At 70.0% G+C, this 21,883-nt stretch carries 23 protein-coding genes; 16 read left to right on the plus strand and 7 right to left on the minus strand.

Translation table 11 applies throughout. The features are described from left to right. Positions 1-10 precede the first annotated feature (10 nt). On the plus strand, positions 11-784 hold the full coding sequence (locus M8H82_RS09850; protein WP_250072225.1) for a LuxR family transcriptional regulator: 774 nt from the start codon (positions 11-13) through the stop codon (positions 782-784). A gap of 338 nt (positions 785-1,122) precedes the next feature. Continuing rightward, entirely contained in the window at positions 1,123-1,377 is a 255-nt protein-coding gene (locus tag M8H82_RS09855; protein ID WP_250072522.1) for an Atu4866 domain-containing protein, read from the plus strand. Positions 1,378-1,423: 46 nt separating this feature from the next. Here the strand turns inward: M8H82_RS09855 and M8H82_RS09860 are convergent, their stop codons facing one another. The 3 genes from M8H82_RS09860 to M8H82_RS09870 form a co-directional block, all read right to left on the minus strand. Beyond that, positions 1,424-2,305, minus strand: coding sequence for a helix-turn-helix domain-containing protein (locus tag M8H82_RS09860; RefSeq protein WP_250072227.1), 882 nt, complete (start codon positions 2,303-2,305; stop codon positions 1,424-1,426). A 93-nt stretch (positions 2,306-2,398) separates the two neighbouring features. Further along, positions 2,399-3,367: a pirin family protein gene (locus M8H82_RS09865; protein WP_250072229.1), complete on the minus strand. Its 969-nt coding sequence runs from the start codon at positions 3,365-3,367 to the stop codon at positions 2,399-2,401. 4 nt (positions 3,368-3,371) lie between these two features. Continuing rightward, positions 3,372-3,680 carry a GNAT family N-acetyltransferase gene (locus M8H82_RS09870; RefSeq protein WP_250072231.1) on the minus strand — a complete coding sequence of 103 codons (309 nt, stop codon included), beginning with the start codon at positions 3,678-3,680 and terminating at the stop codon, positions 3,372-3,374. 156 nt (positions 3,681-3,836) lie between these two features. Between M8H82_RS09870 and M8H82_RS09875 the strand changes: the two genes are divergently transcribed. The 5 genes from M8H82_RS09875 (at position 3,837) to M8H82_RS09895 (ending at position 11,336) form a co-directional block, all read left to right on the plus strand. Further along, positions 3,837-4,310, plus strand: a complete 474-nt coding sequence (locus M8H82_RS09875; RefSeq protein ID WP_250072233.1) for a MarR family winged helix-turn-helix transcriptional regulator — start codon at positions 3,837-3,839, stop codon at positions 4,308-4,310. 103 nt (positions 4,311-4,413) lie between these two features. Continuing rightward, positions 4,414-4,701, plus strand: coding sequence for an Atu4866 domain-containing protein (locus M8H82_RS09880; protein WP_250072234.1), 288 nt, complete (start codon positions 4,414-4,416; stop codon positions 4,699-4,701). Positions 4,702-4,719: 18 nt separating this feature from the next. Then, positions 4,720-6,318: a Na+/H+ antiporter gene (locus M8H82_RS09885; protein ID WP_250072235.1), complete on the plus strand. Its 1,599-nt coding sequence runs from the start codon at positions 4,720-4,722 to the stop codon at positions 6,316-6,318. 347 nt (positions 6,319-6,665) lie between these two features. Beyond that, the gene (locus M8H82_RS09890; protein WP_250072236.1) at positions 6,666-9,584 is read left to right on the plus strand and encodes a BTAD domain-containing putative transcriptional regulator; all 2,919 of its coding nucleotides are present in this window, start codon (positions 6,666-6,668) and stop codon (positions 9,582-9,584) included. 351 nt (positions 9,585-9,935) lie between these two features. Beyond that, positions 9,936-11,336: an amidohydrolase family protein gene (locus tag M8H82_RS09895; protein WP_250072237.1), complete on the plus strand. Its 1,401-nt coding sequence runs from the start codon at positions 9,936-9,938 to the stop codon at positions 11,334-11,336. A gap of 65 nt (positions 11,337-11,401) precedes the next feature. Here M8H82_RS09895 and M8H82_RS09900 read toward each other — a convergent pair whose 3' ends face one another. Both M8H82_RS09900 and M8H82_RS09905 read right to left on the minus strand, forming a co-directional pair. Then, positions 11,402-11,767 (minus strand): DUF2255 family protein, encoded by a 366-nt coding sequence (locus M8H82_RS09900; RefSeq protein WP_250072238.1) that lies wholly within the window; start codon positions 11,765-11,767, stop codon positions 11,402-11,404. 237 nt (positions 11,768-12,004) lie between these two features. Continuing rightward, the gene (locus tag M8H82_RS09905; RefSeq protein WP_250072239.1) at positions 12,005-12,292 is read right to left on the minus strand and encodes a DUF1330 domain-containing protein; all 288 of its coding nucleotides are present in this window, start codon (positions 12,290-12,292) and stop codon (positions 12,005-12,007) included. A gap of 135 nt (positions 12,293-12,427) precedes the next feature. On the opposite strand from M8H82_RS09905, the gene M8H82_RS09910 reads away from it, so the two are divergent. The 9 genes from M8H82_RS09910 (at position 12,428) to M8H82_RS09950 (ending at position 19,925) form a co-directional block, all read left to right on the plus strand. Next, positions 12,428-12,745, plus strand: a complete 318-nt coding sequence (locus M8H82_RS09910) for a metalloregulator ArsR/SmtB family transcription factor (protein WP_250072240.1) — start codon at positions 12,428-12,430, stop codon at positions 12,743-12,745. Positions 12,746-12,866: 121 nt separating this feature from the next. Further along, positions 12,867-13,364 (plus strand): GNAT family N-acetyltransferase, encoded by a 498-nt coding sequence (locus M8H82_RS09915; protein WP_250072241.1) that lies wholly within the window; start codon positions 12,867-12,869, stop codon positions 13,362-13,364. Positions 13,365-13,596: 232 nt separating this feature from the next. Then, entirely contained in the window at positions 13,597-14,343 is a 747-nt protein-coding gene (locus M8H82_RS09920; protein WP_374211642.1) for an ABC transporter ATP-binding protein, read from the plus strand. Position 14,344: 1 nt separating this feature from the next. Beyond that, positions 14,345-16,252 carry an FtsX-like permease family protein gene (locus M8H82_RS09925; protein ID WP_250072243.1) on the plus strand — a complete coding sequence of 636 codons (1,908 nt, stop codon included), beginning with the start codon at positions 14,345-14,347 and terminating at the stop codon, positions 16,250-16,252. 305 nt (positions 16,253-16,557) lie between these two features. After that, positions 16,558-16,875, plus strand: coding sequence for a GNAT family N-acetyltransferase (locus tag M8H82_RS09930; protein ID WP_250072245.1), 318 nt, complete (start codon positions 16,558-16,560; stop codon positions 16,873-16,875). 178 nt (positions 16,876-17,053) lie between these two features. Further along, entirely contained in the window at positions 17,054-17,986 is a 933-nt protein-coding gene (locus M8H82_RS09935) for an NADP-dependent oxidoreductase (protein WP_250072247.1), read from the plus strand. A 99-nt stretch (positions 17,987-18,085) separates the two neighbouring features. Next, positions 18,086-18,850 carry an SDR family oxidoreductase gene (locus tag M8H82_RS09940; protein ID WP_250072250.1) on the plus strand — a complete coding sequence of 255 codons (765 nt, stop codon included), beginning with the start codon at positions 18,086-18,088 and terminating at the stop codon, positions 18,848-18,850. 76 nt (positions 18,851-18,926) lie between these two features. After that, entirely contained in the window at positions 18,927-19,505 is a 579-nt protein-coding gene (locus M8H82_RS09945; RefSeq protein ID WP_250072252.1) for an antibiotic biosynthesis monooxygenase, read from the plus strand. 27 nt (positions 19,506-19,532) lie between these two features. Continuing rightward, positions 19,533-19,925, plus strand: coding sequence for a hypothetical protein (locus tag M8H82_RS09950; RefSeq protein WP_250072254.1), 393 nt, complete (start codon positions 19,533-19,535; stop codon positions 19,923-19,925). Positions 19,926-19,976: 51 nt separating this feature from the next. Here M8H82_RS09950 and M8H82_RS09955 read toward each other — a convergent pair whose 3' ends face one another. Beyond that, positions 19,977-20,960 (minus strand): alpha/beta hydrolase, encoded by a 984-nt coding sequence (locus M8H82_RS09955; RefSeq protein WP_250072256.1) that lies wholly within the window; start codon positions 20,958-20,960, stop codon positions 19,977-19,979. Between the two features lie 112 nt (positions 20,961-21,072). Next, positions 21,073-21,726, minus strand: a complete 654-nt coding sequence (locus M8H82_RS09960; RefSeq protein WP_250072258.1) for a hydrolase — start codon at positions 21,724-21,726, stop codon at positions 21,073-21,075. Between the last annotated feature and the right edge of the window lie 157 nt (positions 21,727-21,883).

Consider the following 21,883-nt stretch of genomic DNA (forward strand, 5'->3'; position numbering starts at 1 on the left):
ACTGGCGCTCGTGGACCTCGCCACGCGGGAGGCGGCCGAGCGTCGAGAGGGGCGGCTGCTCACCGCCGCTGAACACGCCCAGGCAGTGCTGCACAACGGAGCGGGCAGGCCGGAAGCGGCTCTCGCGGCCACCGCACGGGTGCGAGGAGACATCGAGCCGGGCTACTGGGGACTGCTGACCGCGGAGCGGGCGGAGGCGGCGGTCGCCTGCGGTCAGAGGGCCTGGGCCCGTTCCGCGTGCGACATGCTCCGGGACAACGCCCAGGTGCACGGCACTCCATGGGCCGAAGCGGTCCACCTGCGAGCACAGGCGCTGCTCGAACGCGGTCTCGATGCGGAGCTGCTGTTCCAGCGAGCCGTCGAGCAGTTCACCGCAGCCGGGGCGGTGCTGCAGACAGCGCGCACCAGGCTGTTGTGGGGTGAGTGGCTGCTGGCGTCCGGAAGGCGTACGCAGGCCCGCGAACCCTTGCGCACGGCGCAGAGGGCGTTCTCGGCGGCGGGGGCGCGCGCGTTCACGGTCAGAGCGGGTATCAAGCTCGGTGCGGCAGGCGAGCGGGCTGCGCGCCCGAGCACAGGGGTGCACACCCTCACCGCGCAAGAACTGCGGGTGGCGAGGATGGTGGCACGGGGTGAGACCTCACGCGAGATCGGGGCGGCACTCTTTGTGAGCCCTCGCACCGTGGATGCGCATGTGCGCAGCATCCTGCGCAAGCTTGAGGTGCCCTCGCGGCGGCAACTGCGCCATGTCGAAGGGCTGCGTACCACCGACCGCGCCGGGGCGTGAGTCGCTCACGAGGGCCGATGCGCGGGTGGGGCCAGCGCCTGCGCGGGCCGGTGTTCAGTGGGAACCGTACTCCTGGGATCAGCGCGGCCTTCCTGGCGTCAGTAGGCGGCGGGACCCTCGATGTCGTATCCCGTCGAGCCCGGACCGTCCGGACGCCGCCGGGCAGAGGGAGCACGACCATGCATGACGCAGCCGCCACGCGTATCGCGGGCGTATCCGCCGTACTGACCCTACTGGTCACCGTGTGCTTCACCAGCGCATGCGGAAACGGTGCCGTGCCGTCGCACGCCTCTGCGACCGCAAGCCGCCCGGCGTTGCCGAACGCGTCCGTCGTCGGTATGTGGGTGACCGCCGACGGACGCATCCGGCAGGAGCTTCTCGCCGACGGCAGGTACGAAGAAGCCCGGGACGGGCGGGAGAAGGCCTACACCGGTCGTTATGCCGTCGAGGGGAACCACATCGAGTACGTCGACGACACCGGTTTCACGGCGACAGGTGACATCCGGGACGGGGTGCTCTACCACGAGCATCTGGTGCTGTACCGGGAAGGCGACCCGCGGATCGCTGAACCCGGCGACGTGACAGCGAACTGACGTGCGTAGCTGACCGATCCGGGGCTGGGCGCTCACAGCGCGGCGCTCAGGGCGAAGCCGGTTCGTCGTGGGCCCGCCTGGCGTCCACGGAGGACTTCCAGGTGGCCAGCAGACGCAGCGCTGTCTCGTCCCGGGACCCCGGCCGGGTGGTGTAGGCGAACAGTGTCTGGTCGTCCTGGCCGGCCAGGGCCATGGCTTGGTAGGAGACGGTGAGGTCGCCGACGACCGGATGGTGGTAGGCCTTGGTGCCGTCCGCGCGCTCGATCACCCGCTGGTCGGCCCACAGGGCGCGGAACTCCGGGCTGCGCGCCGAGAGTTCGCTGACGAGAGTGCTGAGCACGCGGTCGCCGGGCCGGCGTCCCGCCTCCATGCGCAGCATCGCCGCGGTGTCTGCGGCGACCGAGTGCCACTCGCCGTACAGCTCGCGGGCGTAGGGGTCGAGGAAGACGAAGCGGGCCTGGTTCCGGTCGTGAGAAGGGAGCACGGCGAAATCGGTGATCAACGCGGAAGCGAGCCGGTTCCCGGCCAGTACGTCGGTGTAGCGGCCCAGGACGAAGGCGGGGCTGTAGGCGCTGTCCAGCGCGGACAGCACCTGCTGCGTCGTCGCGTTCACCCGCTGAAGCTTGCGGTCGCCCGTTCCCGGTCGCGGCCGGTGATCGGTTGCGAGGTCGAACAGGTGGGCACGCTCCGCGCCGTCCAGGCGGAGCGCGGCGGCCAGGGCGTCGAGCACGGCGTGGGAGGCCGTACGGCTGCGGCCCTGCTCGAGTCGCGTGTAGTAGTCCACGCTCATTCCGGCGAGCTGGGCCAGTTCCTCGCGTCGTAGTCCCGATACCCTGCGCCGTCCGGTGCGGGGCATGCCGACCTCGTCGGGGTCGAGCCGAGAGCGGCACGACTTGAGGAATTCTCCGAGAGTGACGAGCTGATCCATGCCGTCCATGGTGGGAGGCGGACGAAGGAACGGTCGAGCGGAAAGGGTGGCCGTGTTCTTCCTACCTTCGCGGGTGAGACGTTCCGCGTGGGCTCAGCGGACGCGGCCCCTGGGCTTGAGCCGGGCCAGGGGCAGTTCCGGTGCGGGTGTGGGAGTGCCGTCGAAGCCGTGGACGGTGCCGAAACCTCGCCCGGCGTTCCAGTCCGTGCGGGCCCGGACGATCTCCTCGGCGGTTCGGCCGATGAAGTTCCACCACATGATGATCTTCTCGTCGAACGGTTCGCCGCCCAGCAGGAGCAGGCCGCTGTCCGTGGAGGCGAGCAGCGGCAGCTCCCGGCGGCCGCACCCCAGGTACAGCATGGAGCCGGGCTCCAGCGGGACGCCGTCAACGCGACAGGACCCGGACATGGTCAGCACCGCGTACTCGAAGTCGGGCTCGAGCGGCAGGCGTACGGAGGAGCCTTCAGCGAGGGTGAGGTCCGCTCCCACCAGGGGCGAGTAGGTGGTGCCCGGGGAGGCGGCACCGTCGACCTCGCCGAGGATTACCGTTCCCCGCAGCCCGGCGCGTGCCGTGATCAGCGGCAGGTCGGTGTGGTGCTCGAAGGCGGGGGAGACGTGGCGATGGGCGTCCGGGAGGGCGATCCACAGTTGAGCACCGTGCAGGGAGGGTGCGTGGGCGCGCGGGGACTGTTCGGCGTGGGCGATGGCCCGGCCCGCGGTCATGAGTCCCAGCTCCCGTGCGCGGATGGTCTGCAGACTGCCGACGCTGTCGCGGTGCAGGACGTCACCGGCGTGCAGCCAGCTGACCGTCTGCAGGCCGGTGTGCGGATGGGGTGGAACCCACATCCCTGGTTCGTCTGTGATGTCGTCGGGTCCGTAGTGGTCCACGAAGCACCAGGCCCCCACCATCCTGCGTCCGAGGTTGGGCAGGAGCCTGCGGACGACGGTGCTTTCGCCGAGAGGGGTGATCCTTGGCTGCAGCACCTCGTGAACGGGGCGTGCGGAGACTTCTTCCCTGCCTCCTCGCACGTGCACGGCCGGTGCCGATTCGAGGTTGCTCACGGTGTCACAGGCCGAACCGGGCGCGGTCGTTCTGCGGGACCAGGTCGGTGTACTCGGGGTGCTTGGTGATGTAGGCGCGTACGAAAGGGCAGTAGGGCAGCACCTTCAAGTGGCGTTCTCTCGCGGTGTCGAGAGCCGTACCGATGAGTCGGCCGGCGAGACCCCGCCCGCCGAACTGCTTGCCGATCTCCGTGTGCAGGAACGCGATCTCGTCCTTGAAGGCGTGGTACTGGGCGAAACCGGCGAGCTTCTCGTCCTCGCGTAGTTCGAAACGTGACTCCGACGAGTTGTCGATCACGACGACAGCGGTCATGGGCTCTCCCTGAGGCAAGTGACTGATGCACGCACACTCGCACAGTGCCGCGTTCGGTGGCGTCGGCAGAAACCGCCTAGTGGGGGCTTGGTGACGGCGGACGGCCACGCGTGACAATCTTTTGGTGACGTATCAACAAGATGGTACCCTTTTGTCATGACCGAACCGCAATGGCTGAGTGCGGAAGAAGCCGACGTGTGGGCGAAGTACCGGCGCCTGCGCCGCAGTCTCCACAAGGCGCAGGAACGGCAGTTGCTGCGGGATTCCGGGCTCTCCGCGGCCGATTACGCGCTGCTCGCCCCACTGTCCGAGGCCCCCGAGGGTCTGCTGCGGGCCAGGGAGCTGGGGGCCGAGGTCGACTGGGAGCGCAGCCGCCTCTCGCACCAGATCAGCCGCATGGAGAAGCGGGGCCTCGTGACGCGCGAAGCGTGCGCCGACGATGCACGCGGCTCGATGATCAGGCTCACCCCTGCCGGACGCAAGGCCATCGAGGAGGCCGCCCCCCGCCACGCGCAGACCGTGCGACGACTCTTCTTCGATCCGCTCAGCGCCGACGAGGTCCGGCTCCTCGGTCGATTTCTCGACCGCATCCTCGCCGAGGTCGACGCCGAAACGGAAGAGTCGCCATGACCCACGCCGATGCAGGCCCGCCGGCGCGCGTGAACGTGGGTGGATCACACCCAGGATAGGCACGGCCTGGTACGCCACAGTGGTGCGCGACACCGTGGATGCCATGAACTCCAACGACACCTCCACCACCGCTCCGCACCCCTTCGTCGGCATGTGGGTGACCGCGGACGGCTACATCCGCCAGGAACTGCTTCCCAATGGCCGCTACGACGAGGCACGCGGCACCCGCCGGAGTGCCTACACGGGCAGCTACACCGTCACCGGCAACCACATCGACTACGTCGACGACACCGGATTCACCGCTACCGGCGACGTCCGCGACGGAGTCCTCTACCACGAGCACCTGGTCCTGTACCGGGAGGACCCCGCGCCCGCCCGCGACGGCCGCTGACCGGGCTGGGACTCGGTCATGGAGAGCCTGGAACTGATCGTCGCCGTGGCGGCCGCCGTGCTCGCCGCAGGGTGGCTGGCCCGCCGCACCGGCCTGAGCGAGCCCCTGCTCCTGCTGGGCGCCGGAATCCTCATGGGCCTGACCCCCTCCTTCGGCAGCGTCACCCTCGCACCCGAAGTGGTGCTCCTGCTGTTCCTGCCCGCGCTGCTGTACTGGGAGGCGCTGACCTCATCGGTGCGGGAGATCCGTCACAACCTGCGCAGCATCGCCCTGCAGTCCACCGTGCTGGTACTGGTCACCGCACTCGCCGTGGCCGTGGTCGCCCACGCCTTCGGCTGTCCGTGGCCGATCGCACTCGTCCTTGGAGCGGTCCTCGCACCGACCGATGCCGCCGCCGTGGCCGCCGTGGCACGTGCGATGCCGCGACGCATCCTGACCGTGCTGCGCACCGAGAGCCTCCTGAACGACGGCACCGCGCTGGTACTGCTCGCCGTCTCCATCGAGGTGGTCGTCGATGACGCCCCCTTCAGCTGGGCAGGCACCTCGCTGCGCTTCCTCGAGTCCTACGCCGGCGGCATCGCCATCGGGGCCGTCGTCGCCCTCCTGCTCAAGTGGGTAAGGCGACGGCTCCACGACCCCTTGCTGCACAGCGTCCTCAGCGTCGCCACACCGTTCTTCGCCTTCCTGCCCGCCGAACTCGTGCACGTCTCGGGCGTCCTCGCGGTCGTCACCTGCGGCCTCGTCAGCAGCCGCTACGGCCCCCGCGTGATCAGCCCGCACGCCCGCGTCCAGGCGACGGCGTTCTGGGAGGTCACCAGCCACCTGCTCAACAGCGCCCTGTTCGTCCTGGTCGGCGTGCAGATGCCTGCCGCGGTCCGGGCACTGACTTCGACAGACCTCCTGCAAGCCGTGGCCATGGCGACCGCCGTGAGCGCCGCGGTCATCGGATCGCGGTTCCTGTGGTTCTACACCGTCCCCTACGCGGTGCGCTTCGTGGACCGGCGGCCCGTGCAGAAGGAACGACGCATCGGGGCGGCTCAACGCCTGCCGCTGGCCTGGGCCGGCATGCGCGGTGCCATCTCCCTGGCGGCGGCGCTGACCATTCCGGCCGCCACCGCGGACGGCCGGCCCGTGGCGCACCGCGACGCCGTCGTCTTCACCACCGTGGTCGTCATCGTCATCACCCTCACCGTGCTGGGCCCCACGCTCCCGGCCGTGGTCCGCAGGGCCCGCTTCGACGCCGACGGGGAGCAGGCCGCCGAGTCCGTACTCGCCCACCAGTACCTCAGTGCCGCCGCTCTGCGCGAGCTGCCCGAACTGGCCCGCCACTACGGCGTCGAACCGGGTACGGCGGCGCAGCTCGAAGGCGACATCAGGGACCGCATCGCCGGAGGGCAGGACGCGGTCCGCCGCAGCCGCGGCATGCACCAGTTGGAGACCGCTCTGCTCCAGGTCAAGCGACGGGCCCTGACGCAGTTGCGGGACGCGGGACGCATCGACGACATCGTGCTGCGCAACGTCCAGGGCTTGTTGGACGCCGAGGACGTCCGGCTGTCCCTCACAGCGGCCCGCATACCGGCGGTCGACGCCACGCCGACGGTCAATCGGACGCCGTGATCCGCGCCTTCGCGCCGGTGTTGGCGGCCAATGGACCGCCGCGCGTCCTCGGCGTGGTCAGGCGGAGCAAGCCGGACTCGGGCAGCCTCGTGAGGTTCTCCGGTTCGACGCGGCGCTCCCGCTCCGTGCGCTCCGGGTTCCCCCGGCATTGGCAGCCAGTGGCGCTCCATTCCCTGCTGACTGCCGACCCCGCCCGCCGCGCGAGGCCGCCCAGGCTCTGCGCAAGCTCAAAAGCCGCAGCTCAGGGGGGTTTCGGCGGATACCGTGCGATAGGTTGTGCGAAGTCAGCACCTGATCGGTTCCGTGACCGCGGAGCAGATCAGCTTTCGAGCACGATGAGGTTCACCATGGGGGCAACGGGCATACCGAGCACGTACTTCTCGGTGCTCGGGCCGCTGCGGGCGCGCCGCGCCAGTACCGACTTGGATCTTGGTTCGCCTCAGCAGCGGGCCGTGGCCGCCGTCCTCGTACTGCGGCACGGCCGTGCGGTGAGCATGGACGATCTCGTGGGCGCCCTGTGGGAGTCCCCGCCGCAGCGTCCTGCAGCCGTTGTACGTACCTACATCTGGCGGCTGCGCCATCTGCTGGAGCCTGAGCACACGCAGGGGCAGCCCTGGCGTCTGTTGCAGTCCGTGCCCGGCGGCTACTCGCTCCGTCTGGCCGACGGCGCCCTGGACTGGGAACTGTTCGAGGAGCGTGTCGCCGAGGCCCGGGCCCGCAAGGCGGCCGGCGAGACGGCGTCGGCCCGGCATCTCTTCGACCAGGCCCTGGCCCTGTGGCAAGGGACGACGTTGATGGGCGTGCCCGGCCCGTTCGCCGACGCCGAACGCTCCCGGCTGGAGGAACGCCGCCTGGACGTGATCGAGGCCCGGCTGGAGACCATGGTGGAACTCGGCGCCTGCGCGGACGCGGCCACCGATCTCACCACCCTCGTCGAGACGCACCCGCTCCGCGAAGGCCTGCACTACCTGCTGATGCTGGCCCTCCATCAGACCGGCCGGCAGGGCGAGGCCCTGGCCGCCTACCGTCGCGTGCACCGACTGCTGGCGCAGGAACTGGGCATCGAGCCCAACGCCCGTCTGCAACAGCTGCACGACGACATCCTGCAGCGCACCGCACCGTCCGTCAGTACGCCCGAGGTCGTCACCCGCCAGGAACGCGCACCCCGGCAGATCCCCCATGCGGTGCCCGATTTCACCGGCCGGGCCGAGGAGACCGAACGCATCCGGGCCACGCTGCTGAACCCCTCGCCGGAAGCGGTGCCCATTGTGCTGGTCACCGGCATGGGCGGCGTCGGCAAGACCTCCCTGGTCATGCACAGCGTGCGGACCGTGCTCTCCGCTTACCCCGACGGGCAGCTCTACGTCGACCTGCGGGGAGCCGACGGAGCCCCCGCCGATCCGGCCGCGGTCCTGGCTTCGTTCCTGCGCGCCCTGGGCGAACGCGACCCCTACATCCCCGCCGATGTCGCCGAACGCGCGGCGCTGTACCGCTCCCGGCTCGCCCAACGGCGCGTGCTCGTCGTCCTGGACAACGCCGCGGACATGCAGCAGGTGGTGCCCCTGCTGCCCGGCGCCCCGACCTGCGCCGTGATCATCACCAGCCGCAACGGTCTGGCCACCCTGCCGGTGAGCCTGCGCATCGTTCTCGGCGCGATGCCCGACGACGTGGCGATGCAATTGTTCGCTCGGTTGATCGGCACCACCCGTGTCAACGCGGAGCCGCACACGGCTCACCGCATCCTCGCCGCCTGCGGCGGCCTGCCCCTGGCGGTGCGCATCGTCGGCTCCCGGCTGGCGGCGCGCCCCGAGTGGACGCTGGCCGACCTGGCAGGACGCCTGGCCGACGAAAGGCACCGGCTTTCGGAACTGACGGTGGACACAGTCACGGTGGAGGCCAGCTTCGCATTGGGGTATGGCCAGTTGGACCCGGCCACAGGCCAGGCATTGAGACTGCTCGCGCTGCCGGCCCACGGTGTGTACGACCTGCGCACGGCGAGCGCTGTGCTCGACATGCCGAGCGAGATGGCAAAGGGGCTGCTGGAGCGGCTGGTTGCCGTCGGACTGCTGGAGTCACCCGCTCTGGACCGGTACCGCTACCACGACCTGGTCCGTCTGTTCGCCCGGCGTCTGGCCCTGGAGGCGGACACGGACCGGACGCGGCACGCCACTCTGGGCCGCCTTCTCGACCAGCACCTTGTAGCAGCAGCCGAGTCCTATCGTGTCATGCGTCCCGGACATACGGTGGCCCGGCCGACGCTGCCTCAAGTGCCGGGAGAGACACGCTTCGACAGCGTCAGCGAGGCTCTCGCCTGGAGCGCGTCCAGTCTCGACGACATACTGATGCTTCTGACGCAGACTGCTTCCTCCCACACCGATCGTGCCGCGACACTCCTTCTCCTGCTCGACGCCGTCCTGATGAACGCCCATCTGTGGCATCAGGTCATTCCGGCGGCCACCCTGGTCGCCGACGCGGCTTCCCTTGCCCGCGACTCCCGCTCCGAGGGCCGTGCCCGCTACATCCTCAGCGGCGCGTTGGCGCAAGTCGGCCGCCTGAACGAGGCGGAAGACCAGGTGAACCGAGCACTCGAGGCGTCGCGCGACAGCGAAGCCGATGTCCATGCCTTGTCACTGAACGTCAAGGCGTTCATCGTCGGGCACAGCGATCCTGAACGCGCTATTCGTCTGTTCCGGGAAGCCGCATCTCTGGCGCGCACTCTGGGCAACCACTCCTTGGAGGCGTTGGTGCTGGGAAACGGCGTGCAAACTCGTCTACGCATCGATGGCATGGACGACCAGACCGTACGGGACTCGCTACGGCACAAACGTCTGTACCGCCAACTCGGCGACCGCCAGGGGGAAGCCTTCGCCCGTTACCGCCATGGTCAAGTGCTCGCGCGCCTGGGCCTGCTGGATGACGCCATGGCCGCTTACCAGCAGGTCTTGGAGATGCTTCAGGGGGGCGGACAGGACTTCGTGCGCGCCGCCTGCCTGGTCCGTCTCAGCGAGACATGTGCACAACTGAAGAAGTATCAGTCAGCATTGGATTACGCCGATGAAGGGCTGCTGCTCACCAGAGCAGTCCGGCACGAACAGTTGGAGGCGGTGGCGCTGCGCGCGCGTGGCGACGCCTTGTTCGCAACAGGTCTGGCGGAGCAAGCCGATCAGCACTGGCACGAGGCGCTGGACATTTGCCGACACCTCGGCTTTCAAGCCGAAGCCGATTCCGTGGAAAGGCGGATCGCGAGCGGCTACCCCTTGGCGTAGTGCCGCTTTGCGACTCACCAAACGCCGCCGTTCGATGCTCTGCCTGCCGTTCGAGGCGACATTCGGCTACGCCGCCGTCCTGCAACGCTCTGCGCTCCGCTGTTGTCCGGCCTGGGGCGCCTGCCCGAGCCGCAACGAGAAGCCCTGCGGGCGGTGTTCGGACTGGCCGAGGGCGCGGCACCGAGCCGGGAGCCGCCCCGGCCACCTGCTCGTGGTGCGAGCTTCCTGGGTGCGGTGCTCCCAGGTAAACGGCGGCCTGTTCCGGTGCGGCGCCGGCGAGGAGCGTAGTGCGTGGCACCGGCCGGACAGCGGCCGGTGGTGTCACCCACTATTGGATTGGGGTTGTGTGTCATGTATCTCGAAGGTGCGACTCGTGCGGCTCTGCTGGACCAGCTTCGGATGTCGGCCGGTGACCGCGGCCGCAAGGTGCTGCTGACCGGCGCCACGGTGGTGACGATGGACCCGGCGACGGGGGTGCTGGACAGGGGCGACGTCCTGATCGAGGGCGACACGATCGCCGCGGTGGGCGCGAACCTGCGAGCGCGGGGCGCCGAGTCGGACGCGGTGGTGATCGACGCGACGGGATGCATCGTCGCGCCGGGCTTCGTGGACACGCACCGGCACGCCTGGGAGGCGCAACTGCGCAGAATCATGCCGGACGTGGACGACCTGGCCGGCTACGTGACGACGACGCTCCTGGGGTACGCGCGGGTGTACCGGCCGCAGGACATGTACGTGGGCACCCGGCTGGCGGCGCTGACGGCGATCGACAGCGGGATCACGACCATGCTGGACTTCTCGCACAACTCGCGGACGGCGGCGCACTCGGACGCCGCGGTCCGTGCCCTCGTGGACACGGGCATCCGGGGCGTGCACGCGGCGATGGCGCCGCACTTCGGTGACTGGGACAAGCAGTGGCCGGGGGATGTGGCACGGCTGCAGAAGGAGTACGGCAGCGACCTGCTGTCCTTCCGCATCGCCACGCTGGCCACCGGGGAGATCGCGGGACCGGAGCGCGCGTTCGGTCCGGAGCTGGCGGCCGCGGCGCGCGAGCTGGGCGTGGGCGTCAGTGTGGACGCGGTGTTCGGGCAGGCCTCCTCGCAGGCGATCCTGGAGTGGGAGCGGCAGGGGCTGCTGGGACCGGATCTGACCCTGATCCACTCGACCGGTCTGACGCGTGAGGCGTGGCGGGCGATCGGGCAGAGCGGTACGACGATCGCGCTGGCGCCGACCTCGGACGCGCAGATCGGACTGGAGTCGGCGATTCCGGCGGTGGACGAGGCGCTGGCGGTCGGGGTGCGGCCCGGGCTGAGCATCGATGTGGAGGTGGCGCTCGCCAGCGACATGTTCACGCAGATGAGGGCGCTGCACGCCATCCAGCGGATGCGGGCGGTGAATGCCGTCTACGGCACGGACGCCGAGCCGCAGCGCATCGGTACGTTCGACGTCCTGGACTTCGCCACTCTGCAAGGGGCGCGGACGAACGGACTGGGAGGCGTGACCGGTTCGCTGACCCCGGGCAAGCAGGCCGACCTGCTGGTGGTGCGTGCCGAGGATGTCAACAACATGCCGTTGAACGACGCGGTGGGCACGCTGGTGCTGGGCAGCGACGCCCGCAACGTGGACACCGTGTTCATCGCCGGGCAGGTCCGCAAGTGGGACGGCCGTCTCCTCGACGTCGACCTGGCGGCCCTGCGTGACGAGGTCGCCGCCTCCCGCGACTACATCCTCAACACGCACCCCAGCACCTGAGCGCTGGCTGTTGCCCGGACCGGAGACGGCGCCACCCGTTGGGGCGGCGCCGTCTCCATTGCTGCTCAGTCCTCTTTTCCCAGGACGACGCGGAGAGTGGCCTCGCGCGCCGCGGGGGCGATGATGAAACCGACCGGCCCCGGCCAGCCGAGGCCGTACTTCTCCTCGTAGGCCGTGTCGATCCGGTCGAGCAGGGCGGTGTCCTCGACGGGCTCGAAGCGGGCGCGGACGATGCCCTCCGGCCACCACAACTGGGCGGTGGTGGTGGCAATTTGCCGATACCACCGCGTGCCGACCCCGGACAGCGCCCGGAGGTAGGCATGGTCGTCGACGCAGACGATCCACAGTTCCAGGGTCCGTGTCCGCTCGCCCGTTCCCTCCACGTACAGGGTGACCTGTGTCTGATGTGCCAGGTGAACCGCCGGCTCCACGTGCGCCCTCCTCGCGGCCCCGTCCGGTGACCGGGCGGGTGCCCGGTGGGGAGGCCGGAATACGCGGCGCGGCGGAAGGGGTGAGCCGGCGGGATCGCGGACTCGTTCCCCGTCCGCCGTGATGCGCGCGGGCTGTCACTGTGCCCTGACACGGGGCGTCCTCGCTTCGGCGGTTCTCACCTAGCGGCGGTCACCTGCCGCCATGGCGAGGGGTGTGTGCATCCGTGGGCCGCCGGCTCAGACGGAGTCGACCACGAGCGCGCTGGCGGTCGCGAAGGTGTGCCGGAACTCCTTCAGGGGCTGGTAGTCCTCGGAGTTGTAGAAGTCCAGCACGGCCTGCTTGTCGGGGAACTCCAGGATCACTCCGATGCTGGGGCGCTGGTCGGCCTCAAGGACGAAGCAGTCGGTGTCGCGGGCTATGGGCTTGCCTCCGTAACGCGAGACGACTTCCAGTGTCCTGGACTCGTAGTCCCGCATCTTCTCGTCGTCCTGGGGGGAGACGCTGATGACCATGTAGGTGCTCACTGTCACTCCTGTGCAGTTCGTTAGTTCGCGATTACGTGAACTATTGAACTGAAGAGCGCGGGAGCGGGCAAACTTTCCGCGTGTGAGTCGTGACACAACTATTCGTCAGTTCGTGAGGGCACGTACAATGTGAGGGTGAAGGCACTGACCCATCCCAGCCGCGCGGACCTGCGCATCGAGTCCGTGCTGGATGCCATGGCCAATCCGACCCGGCTGAGGATCATCGAGCGTCTTGCCGAGGGCGAGGAACTCACCTGCTCCACCACCCTGCCGGACGTGTCGCCCTCGACGGCCAGCCGGCACTGGAACGTCCTGCGGGAGGCGGGCATCCTGCGCGCCCGCCGGGAAGGCCGGATCATCCTGCACAGCCTGCGCCGCGACGATCTCGAGCAGCGTTTCCCCGGACTGCTCGACAGCGTCCTGAGGGCGGTCAGGGACGCCTCCTCCACGTAACCGACCGACGCAAGCCTTCGCTGACATCGCGCCCCGATGGTCGTCAGAGCCGGCGGCCGGGGCGCCGGATGGTTCCCGGGAGTTCGTGGTGTTCTCCGTACGACCCGCCTGTGCTGACGACGTGCCCGCTCTCACCGCCCTGATCGAGCGGAGAGCCGCGTGGATGCGCGAGCGGCAGCTGGAGGACTGGGAAGGGTGGTCGAGCAGTGCCGCGATGATGGCGGCGCGAGCGGCCCGCACCCGGTCGCCCGCCTGGGTGCTGGAGCACGCCGAGGGCGCCGTCGTCGGGTGCACCACCGTGTCGGACCGGCCCCTGGACGAAGGGTGGACGGCTGCGGAACGGGAGGAGACCGCCCTGTATCTGCACACCACGGTCACCGACCCCGCATGGCGCCACTGCTGGCCCGGCGCGGTGCTCGCCGCATGGGCCCTGCGGCGGGCGGCCACCTCAGGGACGACGTGGGTACGGAGGGCCTGCACCAGCGACGGACTGCTGCGCTACTACCGGGACGCCCAGGGCTTCGCCCTCGTGCGGACCGTGCGCGGTGAGCACACGGTGACGCATCTGCTGGCCCGACATGCCACGACGGCGGACTGGTCCGCAGCGACGCCGACTTGAGGCGGCGGCCGACATGTGCCGCCCCTCGTGGCTTGTTTCCCGCTTGCGCCGCCGGAGAGGTGTTGGTGGTCGATGTAGGCATCAGTTGCCGATGTCAGGCCTTCGCGCGCGCGTCCATCCTGTGACGTATGCCGCGCCGTGTCGCGCGGCGAGGTCCCCGCTGCCGTAGTTGCGACACCGTGTTCGGCGTCCTGCTCTTCAGCTCACCCGCGCGCAGATTGGCGGAAGCGCTTTGGACACCTTGACACCCCCTCACACGACGGCGGCGGTCACCCTGAGCGGCGTCAGCCGCACCTATCGCAGCGGATCGCACAAGGTGCGTGCCCTCGACCGGGTCAGCGTCGATTTCGCGCGAGGCACGTGGACGGCGGTGATGGGTCCCTCGGGGTCGGGGAAGTCGACTCTCCTGCACTGCGCCGCAGGGCTGGAGCGCGTGGACGAGGGCAACGTCTGGCTCGGGCAGACGGATATCGCGGCCGCCACCGAGCAGGAACTCACCCTGCTGCGCCGGCAGCGCATCGGCTTCATCTTTCAGAACTTCAACCTGATCAGCGCGCTCACCGCGGAGCAGAATGTGGCGCTGCCGCTGAAACTCGCCCACGCCGGCCCGCACACGGCACGCGTGCGTGAGGCGCTGACCGCAGTCGGGCTCGCCGACCGGTTCGGCCACCGGCCCCGGGAACTGTCCGGAGGCCAGCAGCAGCGTGTCGCCATCGCGCGTGCCCTCGTCACCCGGCCCGACGTGCTCTTCGCCGACGAGCCCACCGGGGCGCTGGACTCCCGGTCCGCGGCCGACGTGCTCACGCTGCTCCGCGACATCGCCCAGCAGGGACAGACCATCGTCATGGTCACCCACGACCCGGCGGCGGCCGCTCGCGCCGACGCGACGGTATTCCTGCGGGACGGCCGTGTCGTCGATCAGTTCATCGGCGCCGACGCCCGCAGCCTCGCCGATCACCTCGTCGCCCTGGAGGCCTGACATGTGGCGTCTGAGCTGGGCGAGTTTCACCGAGCGCTGGACCCTGTTCGTCGGCGCCGCCCTGTCGGTGTGCCTCGGTGTGGCCCTCGTGCAGTCCTCCCTGCTGTTGCTGCTGTCCGCGGCCACCCTGGACGCTCCGGCGGGAACCACCGACCTGGAAGCCATGGACTTCGACCAGCGCTCCCTCGTGGCCGTCACGGTCGTCGCCGTCATGCTCGGCTGCGCGGCCTTCCTGGCCGTCTTCATCATCAGCTCCACCTTCGCCTTCACAGTCGCCCAGCGGCGCCGCGACCTGGCCATGCTGCGACTGACGGGTGCCACGCCCCGGCAGGTCCGCGGCCTGCTGCTGGGCCAGGCGACGCTGCTGGGCCTCATCGGTGTGGCGGGAGGAGTACCGCTCGGCGTGGCGGTCATCCGGCTGCAGGAGAAGGGCCTGCGCGAGCTGGAGTTCGTACCGGCCGGCTTCAGCGGGCAGTGGCACGGCTGGGTCGTGCTGGCGTCGGCGGGCACCGGTCTGGGCCTCGCCCTGACAGGCGTACTCCTCGCCGCTCGGCGTGCGGCGCGCATCCGGCCTCTCGAGGCCCTGCGACAGACCCGTGAGCAGGGTCGGTCCCTCGGCCGGGTCAGGTCGCTGCTGGGCGCGCTCTTCTTGATCGGCTCACTCGTGCTGGTCGTCCTGGCACCGCTGGCGGGCCCGGCCGGAGGCCAGGCCATGGCCATGTGCGTGTCGATCTGCGCGGTGCTGGCCCTCGCCTGTTTCGGACCGGTCGTCGTCCCGGCTCTCGTGCGGCTGCTGCCCGCGCGGGCGGACTCCACGGTGGCCCTCCTCGCCAAGTCGGGTCTGCGTGACGACGTGTGGCGCAGCGCGGCCACCGCGGCGCCGGTGGTCGTCCTGGTCGGACTGCTGCTGGGCCAGGCGGTGGCCTTCGACTCGGCGGCCGCCGCGGCCGCGGGGGAACAGCGCCGGGCAACCACCGCCGATCTCGTCGTCGAGGCCCGCGGTGACGTCAGCGAACGTCTTGCGGACGTGGCCGGCGTCACCGGCGTTTCCACGGAACTCGATGTGCCCGTCGCGGTCACGACGGGCAGCGGAGACATGGCGTTCACGGAGTTGCACCGGGGCATGGTGATCCGGCCGGACGCCTACTCCCGCCTGCATCCTCGCGACCGCTCCCTGGCGGATCTGAGGGGGCGCGCCGTGGCCGCCGGGCCCGGTGCGGTCGGCATCGGCGAGGGAGACCGCGTGGGTGTGCGGGTGGGTGGCGCGGACCTGGGCCGCGTGACTGTCGCCGAGGCCGTTCCGCCGCGGATGGGCGGCGGTGCGAGCCTGCTGATTCCCGCGGGACTGCTGGCGTCCGCGGACTTGGAGTCCGCCGCGTCCAGAAGCTTCATCGCCGTGGAGCGGTCCACGGACGTGGCGGAGGTCGAGGCGGACCTGTCCAGGATCGGCACGGTGTCCACGGTGTCGGACTGGGCCGCGCGCGATGCCGAGGCCCGGGCGTCGGCGAACGCCGGGACGCTCACCGCGGTGATGGGCCTCGGCGGACTCTTCGCGTTCCTCGGCATCGTCAACACGGTGGTGATGGCGGTGTCCGACCGGCGCACCGACTTCGCGGCGGCACGGGTCACCGGATTCACCCGAAGCCAGATTCTTGCGTCAGCGGCTCTGGAGGCGACCGCGATCACCGCGATCGGTCTCGTCCTCGGAGCAGTGGCGACCGCGGGCACGCTGATCGCCATGGCCGGCACTGCTGCCTCGGTCACCGGCTCGCCCACCGTGGCCGTGCCCTGGTCACTGGCGGCGGGGCTGGGCGTCGCCTGCCTGGCGGTCACCGGTCTTACGGGCGTGTCGGCGGCGTGGATCGCGACCGGGCGCAGCCCCGTCTCGCTGCTCGCCGCGCGCGAGTGACGGATGACTTGACGGCGTCCACGTTAGGCGGCGCCGCTCTTGGCCTCGGTGGCCGCGCAGGCAAAGGACGCGGGCGCCGGGCTTGTCAGGCAGGAGGGCAGGAGGCAGGAGGGTCGGGGGCGGCTGTCGACGACGCGGCTGCGCCGGTCGTGTCGTGCCCGCGCCTGCCCAAGCGCTCGTGCAGCGGGCCCTGGTTAGGCGGTGATCGCCGATGTGCGTCCGGGTGCGCCCCTGGCAGCGTGGCGTACCGGTGCACGCCGTCCGCTTCCCGGTGCGACGCGGTGCCCGCTCGGAACGGAGAAGCCATGGAAAGCGCGAAGCCTGCGGTCACGGTGACCAGAGTCGACGACAAGAACCGGCTGGAGGCGTACGTCGACGGACGGCTCGCGGGCCTGGTCGAGTACATCCCCGCCAAGGGGCTGCTCGCGTTCGTGCACACGGAGGTGCTGCCCGAGCGTGAGGGGCAGGGCATCGGATCCGCCCTGGCGAAGGCGTCCTTGGAGATGGTCAGGAGGGCTGACCTGAAGTTCCTGCCGGTCTGCCCGTTCATCGCCGCGTACGCGGACCGGCACCCCGAGTTCGAACCGTGGCGCTACCGGCCTGTGAGCCGGGTCGCCGACTGAGACGGCCGACTCCCGTCGCCGACGGTGAATCCTCACCCTCAGCCCCTGATGTTGACGCATCAACAAAAGGCGCTATTGTTGACACGTCAGCAAAACAGGACCGGGGCCACCCGCCCCGCGCACACCGGCCGCGGCACCCGACTCCACGGCTGATCACACACACGTCAGGAGCAGGATCATGAAGGCGCTCATCGCCCGTTCGTACGGCCCGCTGGAAGACCTCGAGTTCGCGGACGTGCCCGCCCCGACCCCCGGCCCGGATCAACTGCTGGTCAGGGTGCAGGCCACGTCCCTCAACGCCGTCGACAAGGTGCTCGTCACCGGCGCCATGCGTGACGCGCTGCCCGTACAGCACCCCTTCGTCCCCGGCGTGGACGTCAGTGGAGTGGTGGAGGCCGTCGGCGAGCACGTCACCCGCTTTTCCGTCGGAGACGCCGTCATCGCCTGGAACAGCATCAGCGCCGGAGCGCTCGCCGAGTACATCGTCATCGACGACGCCGCGTCCGTAGCCCTGCGGCCCGCGGGGCTCACACCGGCCCAGGGTGCCGCGCTGCCCACCGGCGCCCTCACCGCGGCAGCACTGCTCGACGCCGTCCGGGTCGAGGAGGGCGGCAGCGTCCTGATCGTGGGAGCCGCGGGCGGTGTCGGCTCCTTCACCGTCCAACTCGCCAAGCAGGCGGGCCTGACCGTTCTCGCCACCGGCCGCGCGGACGACGAGCCGTTCCTGCGCCGCCTCGGCGCCGGCCATGTTCTCGACTACCGCGACGTCGACATCGCTCAGGAGGCGCACCGCCTGACGGACGGTGGCGTCGACGTGGTGATCGACCTGGCGAACGCCGGTCCGGCTCTCGCCGCCACGGCCGCCGCGGCCAGGGCCGGCGGACAGCTGGTCTCCCCGCTCGGCGGCCCCGCCGCCTTCGAACGCGGCGTCACCGCCGTCTACACCGGTACCCGCACCCCGAAGGGCAGGCTGGAGGAGCTCGCCGCGCAGGCCGCCGACGGCCGACTGAGCGTCGAGATCGACTCCGACTACGCGTTCGGCCAGGCGGACCAGGCCCTGGTCGACTTCGCCTCCCGCCACGTGCGCGGCAAGGTGACCGTCACCTTCTGACCCCCGATCCGCCCCCCCGCGGGGCGCACTTCAACCTCCGCCGGGGGCCTCCAGAGCCAACGGTCCCACCCATGCATCACCAGTCAGGAGCTGGACACAGTGACGGACCAGTATTTCGACTTCACCGGCAAAGTCGTACTCGTCACCGGCGGCGCCACCGGAATAGGCCGGGCGGTCTCCCTCGCCTTCGCCCGCCAGGGCGCCACCGTGGTCATCGGTGACGTCGACGAACGCAGCAGTGAAACCGTGAACCTCATCGAGAAGGAGGGCGGGCGGGGTCTGTTCGTCCCCACCGACGTCACCGTCGCCCGAGAGGTGTCACGTCTCGTCTCGACGACCGTCGACACTTTCGGAGACCTGCACATCGCCTTCAACAACGCGGGCGTCTTCGTCCCGCCGGCCCCACTGGCCCAGCAGACGGAAGAGGACTTCGACAAGGCGATCGCCGTCGACCTCAAGGGCGTCTTCCTCTCCCTCAAGTACGAGATCGCCCACATGGCGTCCGCCGGTGGCGGCTCCATCATCAACACCGCCTCGATCGCCGGACTCATCGGCGACCCGGACATGGCGCCCTACGTGGCGGCCAAGCACGGTGTCGTCGGGCTGACCAAGGCGGCCGCCGTCGACTACGCCAAGGCGGGCATCCGGGTCAACGCGCTGGCTCCCGGACTGACCAGGACGGCCATGACGCAGCCATGGCTCGACGACCCGGTAAAGCGGGACATCGTGGTGGCGGGCCCGCAGCTGGGCCGTGCCGCCGAACCCGAGGAGATCGTCGGCATGGTGCTCTACCTGGCTTCCTCCGCCGCCTCCTTCACCACCGGCGGCGTGTTCGTGGTCGACGGCGGCCAGACCGCTCACTGAGCCCGCCCGGACGGTCGCCGAACCCACGACAGCACGCCGTGGGACGCCGCGACCGCCCAGTGCCGAAGGAGCAGCCATGTCGCAAATCCTCGACTCCGAGCGGCGGTCGGCCCCGGTCCCCTCCGGAGAGGTGGGTCTGCTCATCGCCCGCCAGGTGGACCCCGGCCACGAGGAGGACTTCGAGAAGTGGGCCCACGGCGTACTCACCGCGGCCTCCGCGTTCCCGGGACACCTCGGCTACGGCCTGTTCCGGCCCAGCCGCCCCGGCGAACCGTGGTGCCTGGTCCACCGCTTCCGCGACGCCGAAGCGCACGCCCTGTGGGACGCCTCCGCCGAGCGCGCCGCCTGGTTCCGGCGAGCCGACGGCCACCACTGGGAAGTCGACCGGCGCCGTCTCAGCGGCATCGAGAGCTGGTTCGTCCCACCCGGCAGCGCCCACGCCACCCCGCCGCCCCGCTGGAAGATGACGGTGACAGCGGTGCTCGGGATCTACCCGATCTCCCTCTTCGCGGGCACCATGGTGCAGCCCCACCTGGATGGCCTGCCCCTTCTCCTGCGCACGGGACTGGTGGCGATCCTGTTCAGTGCTCTCATGTCCTACGCCGTCATGCCCGCGCTGACGTGGGCCTTGAAGAAGTGGCTCCACCCGAGCTGAGTCCACGGGCCCCTGAAGCCCCGCACCATGCTGAAGAACCCTTTCTGCCCGATCTGCGCCCGGGCTCCGGAACTGTCGAACCAGGACGAGGACGTCTACAGCATGGCGCTCAATGTCCAGGGGCTGCTCGTCTTCCAGGCCGATCCGGCAGCAGGCTTGGCAACATTCGGGCGTGCTGCGAGTCTGGCCAGGCAGCGCGGGAGCTCTCCTCTGGAAGCGATGGTGCTGGGCATCGCGGTCCACGCTCGGCTGGACCTCGAGGGCCTGGACGGACGACCTGTCGCCGACTCGGAGCGGAGTGTTCAGCTGGCCCGCGAGGTCGGCGACCGCTTCGGAGAGGTCATTGCCTCCTACTCCTACGGCCAGGTCAAGGCACGCCAGAGCCTCCTGGACGACGCGGCCGCCGCCTGCGGCCGATGACGCCCATGTCCATACCCCCACTCCGTAGTTGCTGCATCAACAAGTTGGCAGTCAGATGTGCATCGTCCTGCGCAGCCACTCGACCCGCACCGCGCGAGCCCGTCGCGACAACTCCGCCTCGGGGGCGAGCGCGTCGAATCCGTGGAAGCCTCCCGGCCACACATGCAGCTCGGCGACCCCGCCGGCCTGCCAGAACCGTGCGGCATAGGCGACGACCTCGTCACGGAAGGTCTCGGCGGAACCGACGTCGATGAACAGCGGAGGCAGACCGGACAGGTCCTCGGCGCGCGCGGGAGCCGCGTAGGCCGGGACGTCCGGGCCGCCGCGGCGCTCGCCCAGCAGCGCGGTCCATCCCGTGTCATTGGAGGTGCGATCCCATGCCCCCACGCCGGCCATCTGGCGGGCGGAAACACTGTCGTTGCGGTCGTCGAGCATCGGGCAGACCAGCAACTGACCCACCGCCACGGGACCGTCTAGGTCCCGGGCGAGCAGCGTGACGGCCGCGGTCAGGCCGCCGCCCGCACTTGGTCCCGACACCACCACGCGACGGGCATCGATCCCCAGCACGTCGGCATGCGACATGGTCCACCGGAACCCGGCGTACACATCCTCCAGGCCCGCGGGGAAGGGGTGTTCCGGCGCGAGCCGGTACTCGACGGAGACCAGGACGATGCCCAGCTGCTGCACCCAGTCGAGCATTTCGCCGATGAGGTTGCGATTGTCGCCCAGGACCATCCCGCCGCCGTGCGTGAAGTAGACCGCGGGCCGCGGCTCGGTGGCGCCGGCTGGCCGGCAGACCAGCAGGGAGATGTCCGGTGCTCCTGCCGGTCCTGGGACCCGGCGCTCCTCGAACTCGATGGCGCCGCCGCGGCGTATGTCGTCATCGGTCACGGCACTGGACGCCATGAAGTCACGCAGCCCGGGGAGCATCTCCGGAAGCACGGCTGGAGGCATGAACTGCGCCAACGACTCCAAGGCAGGTACGAGTTCGGGGGCGAAGGGCGGCGGCGGTCCGATGCGCGACGTATCGGTCATGGATTCCTGTGTTCCTGTCGGGCGATGCGGGTGTGCGGGCGCGAGCCGCGGGCGGCGCGGCATCGAGACCGGTGCCGTGCCGCCCGCGCTGTCGTTGTCGGTAGGGCTCGGATCAGCCCTTGTTCTGACCGAGGAGCTGGAGCTCCCAGGCCAGGCTGGTGCCGAAGCTGCTTCCGTGCTCGAGAAGGATCTCCGTCATGCCGGGAACGGTCTCCTCGCGAGCCCAGTCGCGCTGCCACTCCGAGATGACGGTGCCCGAGCACGTCGGGATGACACCGGCCTGGATCATGCGCTCGATGCCACGCTCGTGGGCCTCGGTCGTGGTGGCGCCCGAGGCATCGGTGACGGCGAAGACGCGGTAGCCGTCGGCGAGGGCGTGGATCGCGGGCCAGGCGAGGCAGATGTCCGTCCACAGACCGGCGATGATGAGGTCCTTGCGGCCGGTGGCCGCGACGGCGTCGACGACTCGCTGGTCCTCCCACGTGTTGATCGCCGTACGGTCGATCGGCGTCTGCTCGGGGAAGACGTCCTGGAGCTGGCGGATGATGTGGCCGCCGCGGTCCTCGACGACCGTGGTCAGGATGGTCGGCACGTCGAAGAGCTTCGCGCCCTTGGCCAGTGCCGTCACGTTGTTGATGACCAGGCTGGCGTCCATGCTGCGCATGCCGGCGAACTGGGCACCCTGGTGGTCGATCAGCAGCAGCACCGACTTCTCCGGGGTGAGAAGCGCGTCGAGTCCGGTGTACGTGATGCCCTTGGCTGCCATGTCATCTCCGATGATCGTTGTGGCCGACGGCCTGGATGCGGCCGCCTCGAGCAGATTCGCAGCAGCCTCGACACCTGCGCATCGGTGACTAGTACGTACGTCGTTCGCAGAACAATCGCCTGCACGAAGGGCAACTGACAAGTAATCAGGTCCGGCA

The sequence above is a fragment of the Streptomyces sp. YS415 genome (assembly GCF_023544665.1).
Classification (GTDB): Bacteria; Actinomycetota; Actinomycetes; order Streptomycetales; family Streptomycetaceae; genus Streptomyces.

Bases quoted from the DNA above. Each gene is read 5' to 3' on its own strand.
- M8H82_RS09895 (WP_250072237.1), top strand. From the start codon at position 9,936: ATGTATCTCGAAGGTGCGACTCGTGCGGCTCTGCTGGACCAGCTTCGG.
- M8H82_RS09870 (WP_250072231.1), bottom strand. From the start codon at position 3,680: ATGACCGCTGTCGTCGTGATCGACAACTCGTCGGAGTCACGTTTCGAA.
- M8H82_RS09860 (WP_250072227.1), bottom strand. From the start codon at position 2,305: ATGGATCAGCTCGTCACTCTCGGAGAATTCCTCAAGTCGTGCCGCTCT.
- M8H82_RS09950 (WP_250072254.1), top strand. From the start codon at position 19,533: ATGCTGAAGAACCCTTTCTGCCCGATCTGCGCCCGGGCTCCGGAACTG.
- M8H82_RS09875 (WP_250072233.1), top strand. From the start codon at position 3,837: ATGACCGAACCGCAATGGCTGAGTGCGGAAGAAGCCGACGTGTGGGCG.
- M8H82_RS09885 (WP_250072235.1), top strand. From the start codon at position 4,720: ATGGAGAGCCTGGAACTGATCGTCGCCGTGGCGGCCGCCGTGCTCGCC.
- M8H82_RS09960 (WP_250072258.1), bottom strand. From the start codon at position 21,726: ATGGCAGCCAAGGGCATCACGTACACCGGACTCGACGCGCTTCTCACC.
- M8H82_RS09855 (WP_250072522.1), top strand. From the start codon at position 1,123: ATGTGGGTGACCGCCGACGGACGCATCCGGCAGGAGCTTCTCGCCGAC.
- M8H82_RS09880 (WP_250072234.1), top strand. From the start codon at position 4,414: ATGAACTCCAACGACACCTCCACCACCGCTCCGCACCCCTTCGTCGGC.
- M8H82_RS09945 (WP_250072252.1), top strand. From the start codon at position 18,927: ATGTCGCAAATCCTCGACTCCGAGCGGCGGTCGGCCCCGGTCCCCTCC.
- M8H82_RS09935 (WP_250072247.1), top strand. From the start codon at position 17,054: ATGAAGGCGCTCATCGCCCGTTCGTACGGCCCGCTGGAAGACCTCGAG.
- M8H82_RS09955 (WP_250072256.1), bottom strand. From the start codon at position 20,960: ATGACCGATACGTCGCGCATCGGACCGCCGCCGCCCTTCGCCCCCGAA.
- M8H82_RS09890 (WP_250072236.1), top strand. From the start codon at position 6,666: ATGGGGGCAACGGGCATACCGAGCACGTACTTCTCGGTGCTCGGGCCG.
- M8H82_RS09930 (WP_250072245.1), top strand. From the start codon at position 16,558: ATGGAAAGCGCGAAGCCTGCGGTCACGGTGACCAGAGTCGACGACAAG.
- M8H82_RS09925 (WP_250072243.1), top strand. From the start codon at position 14,345: ATGTGGCGTCTGAGCTGGGCGAGTTTCACCGAGCGCTGGACCCTGTTC.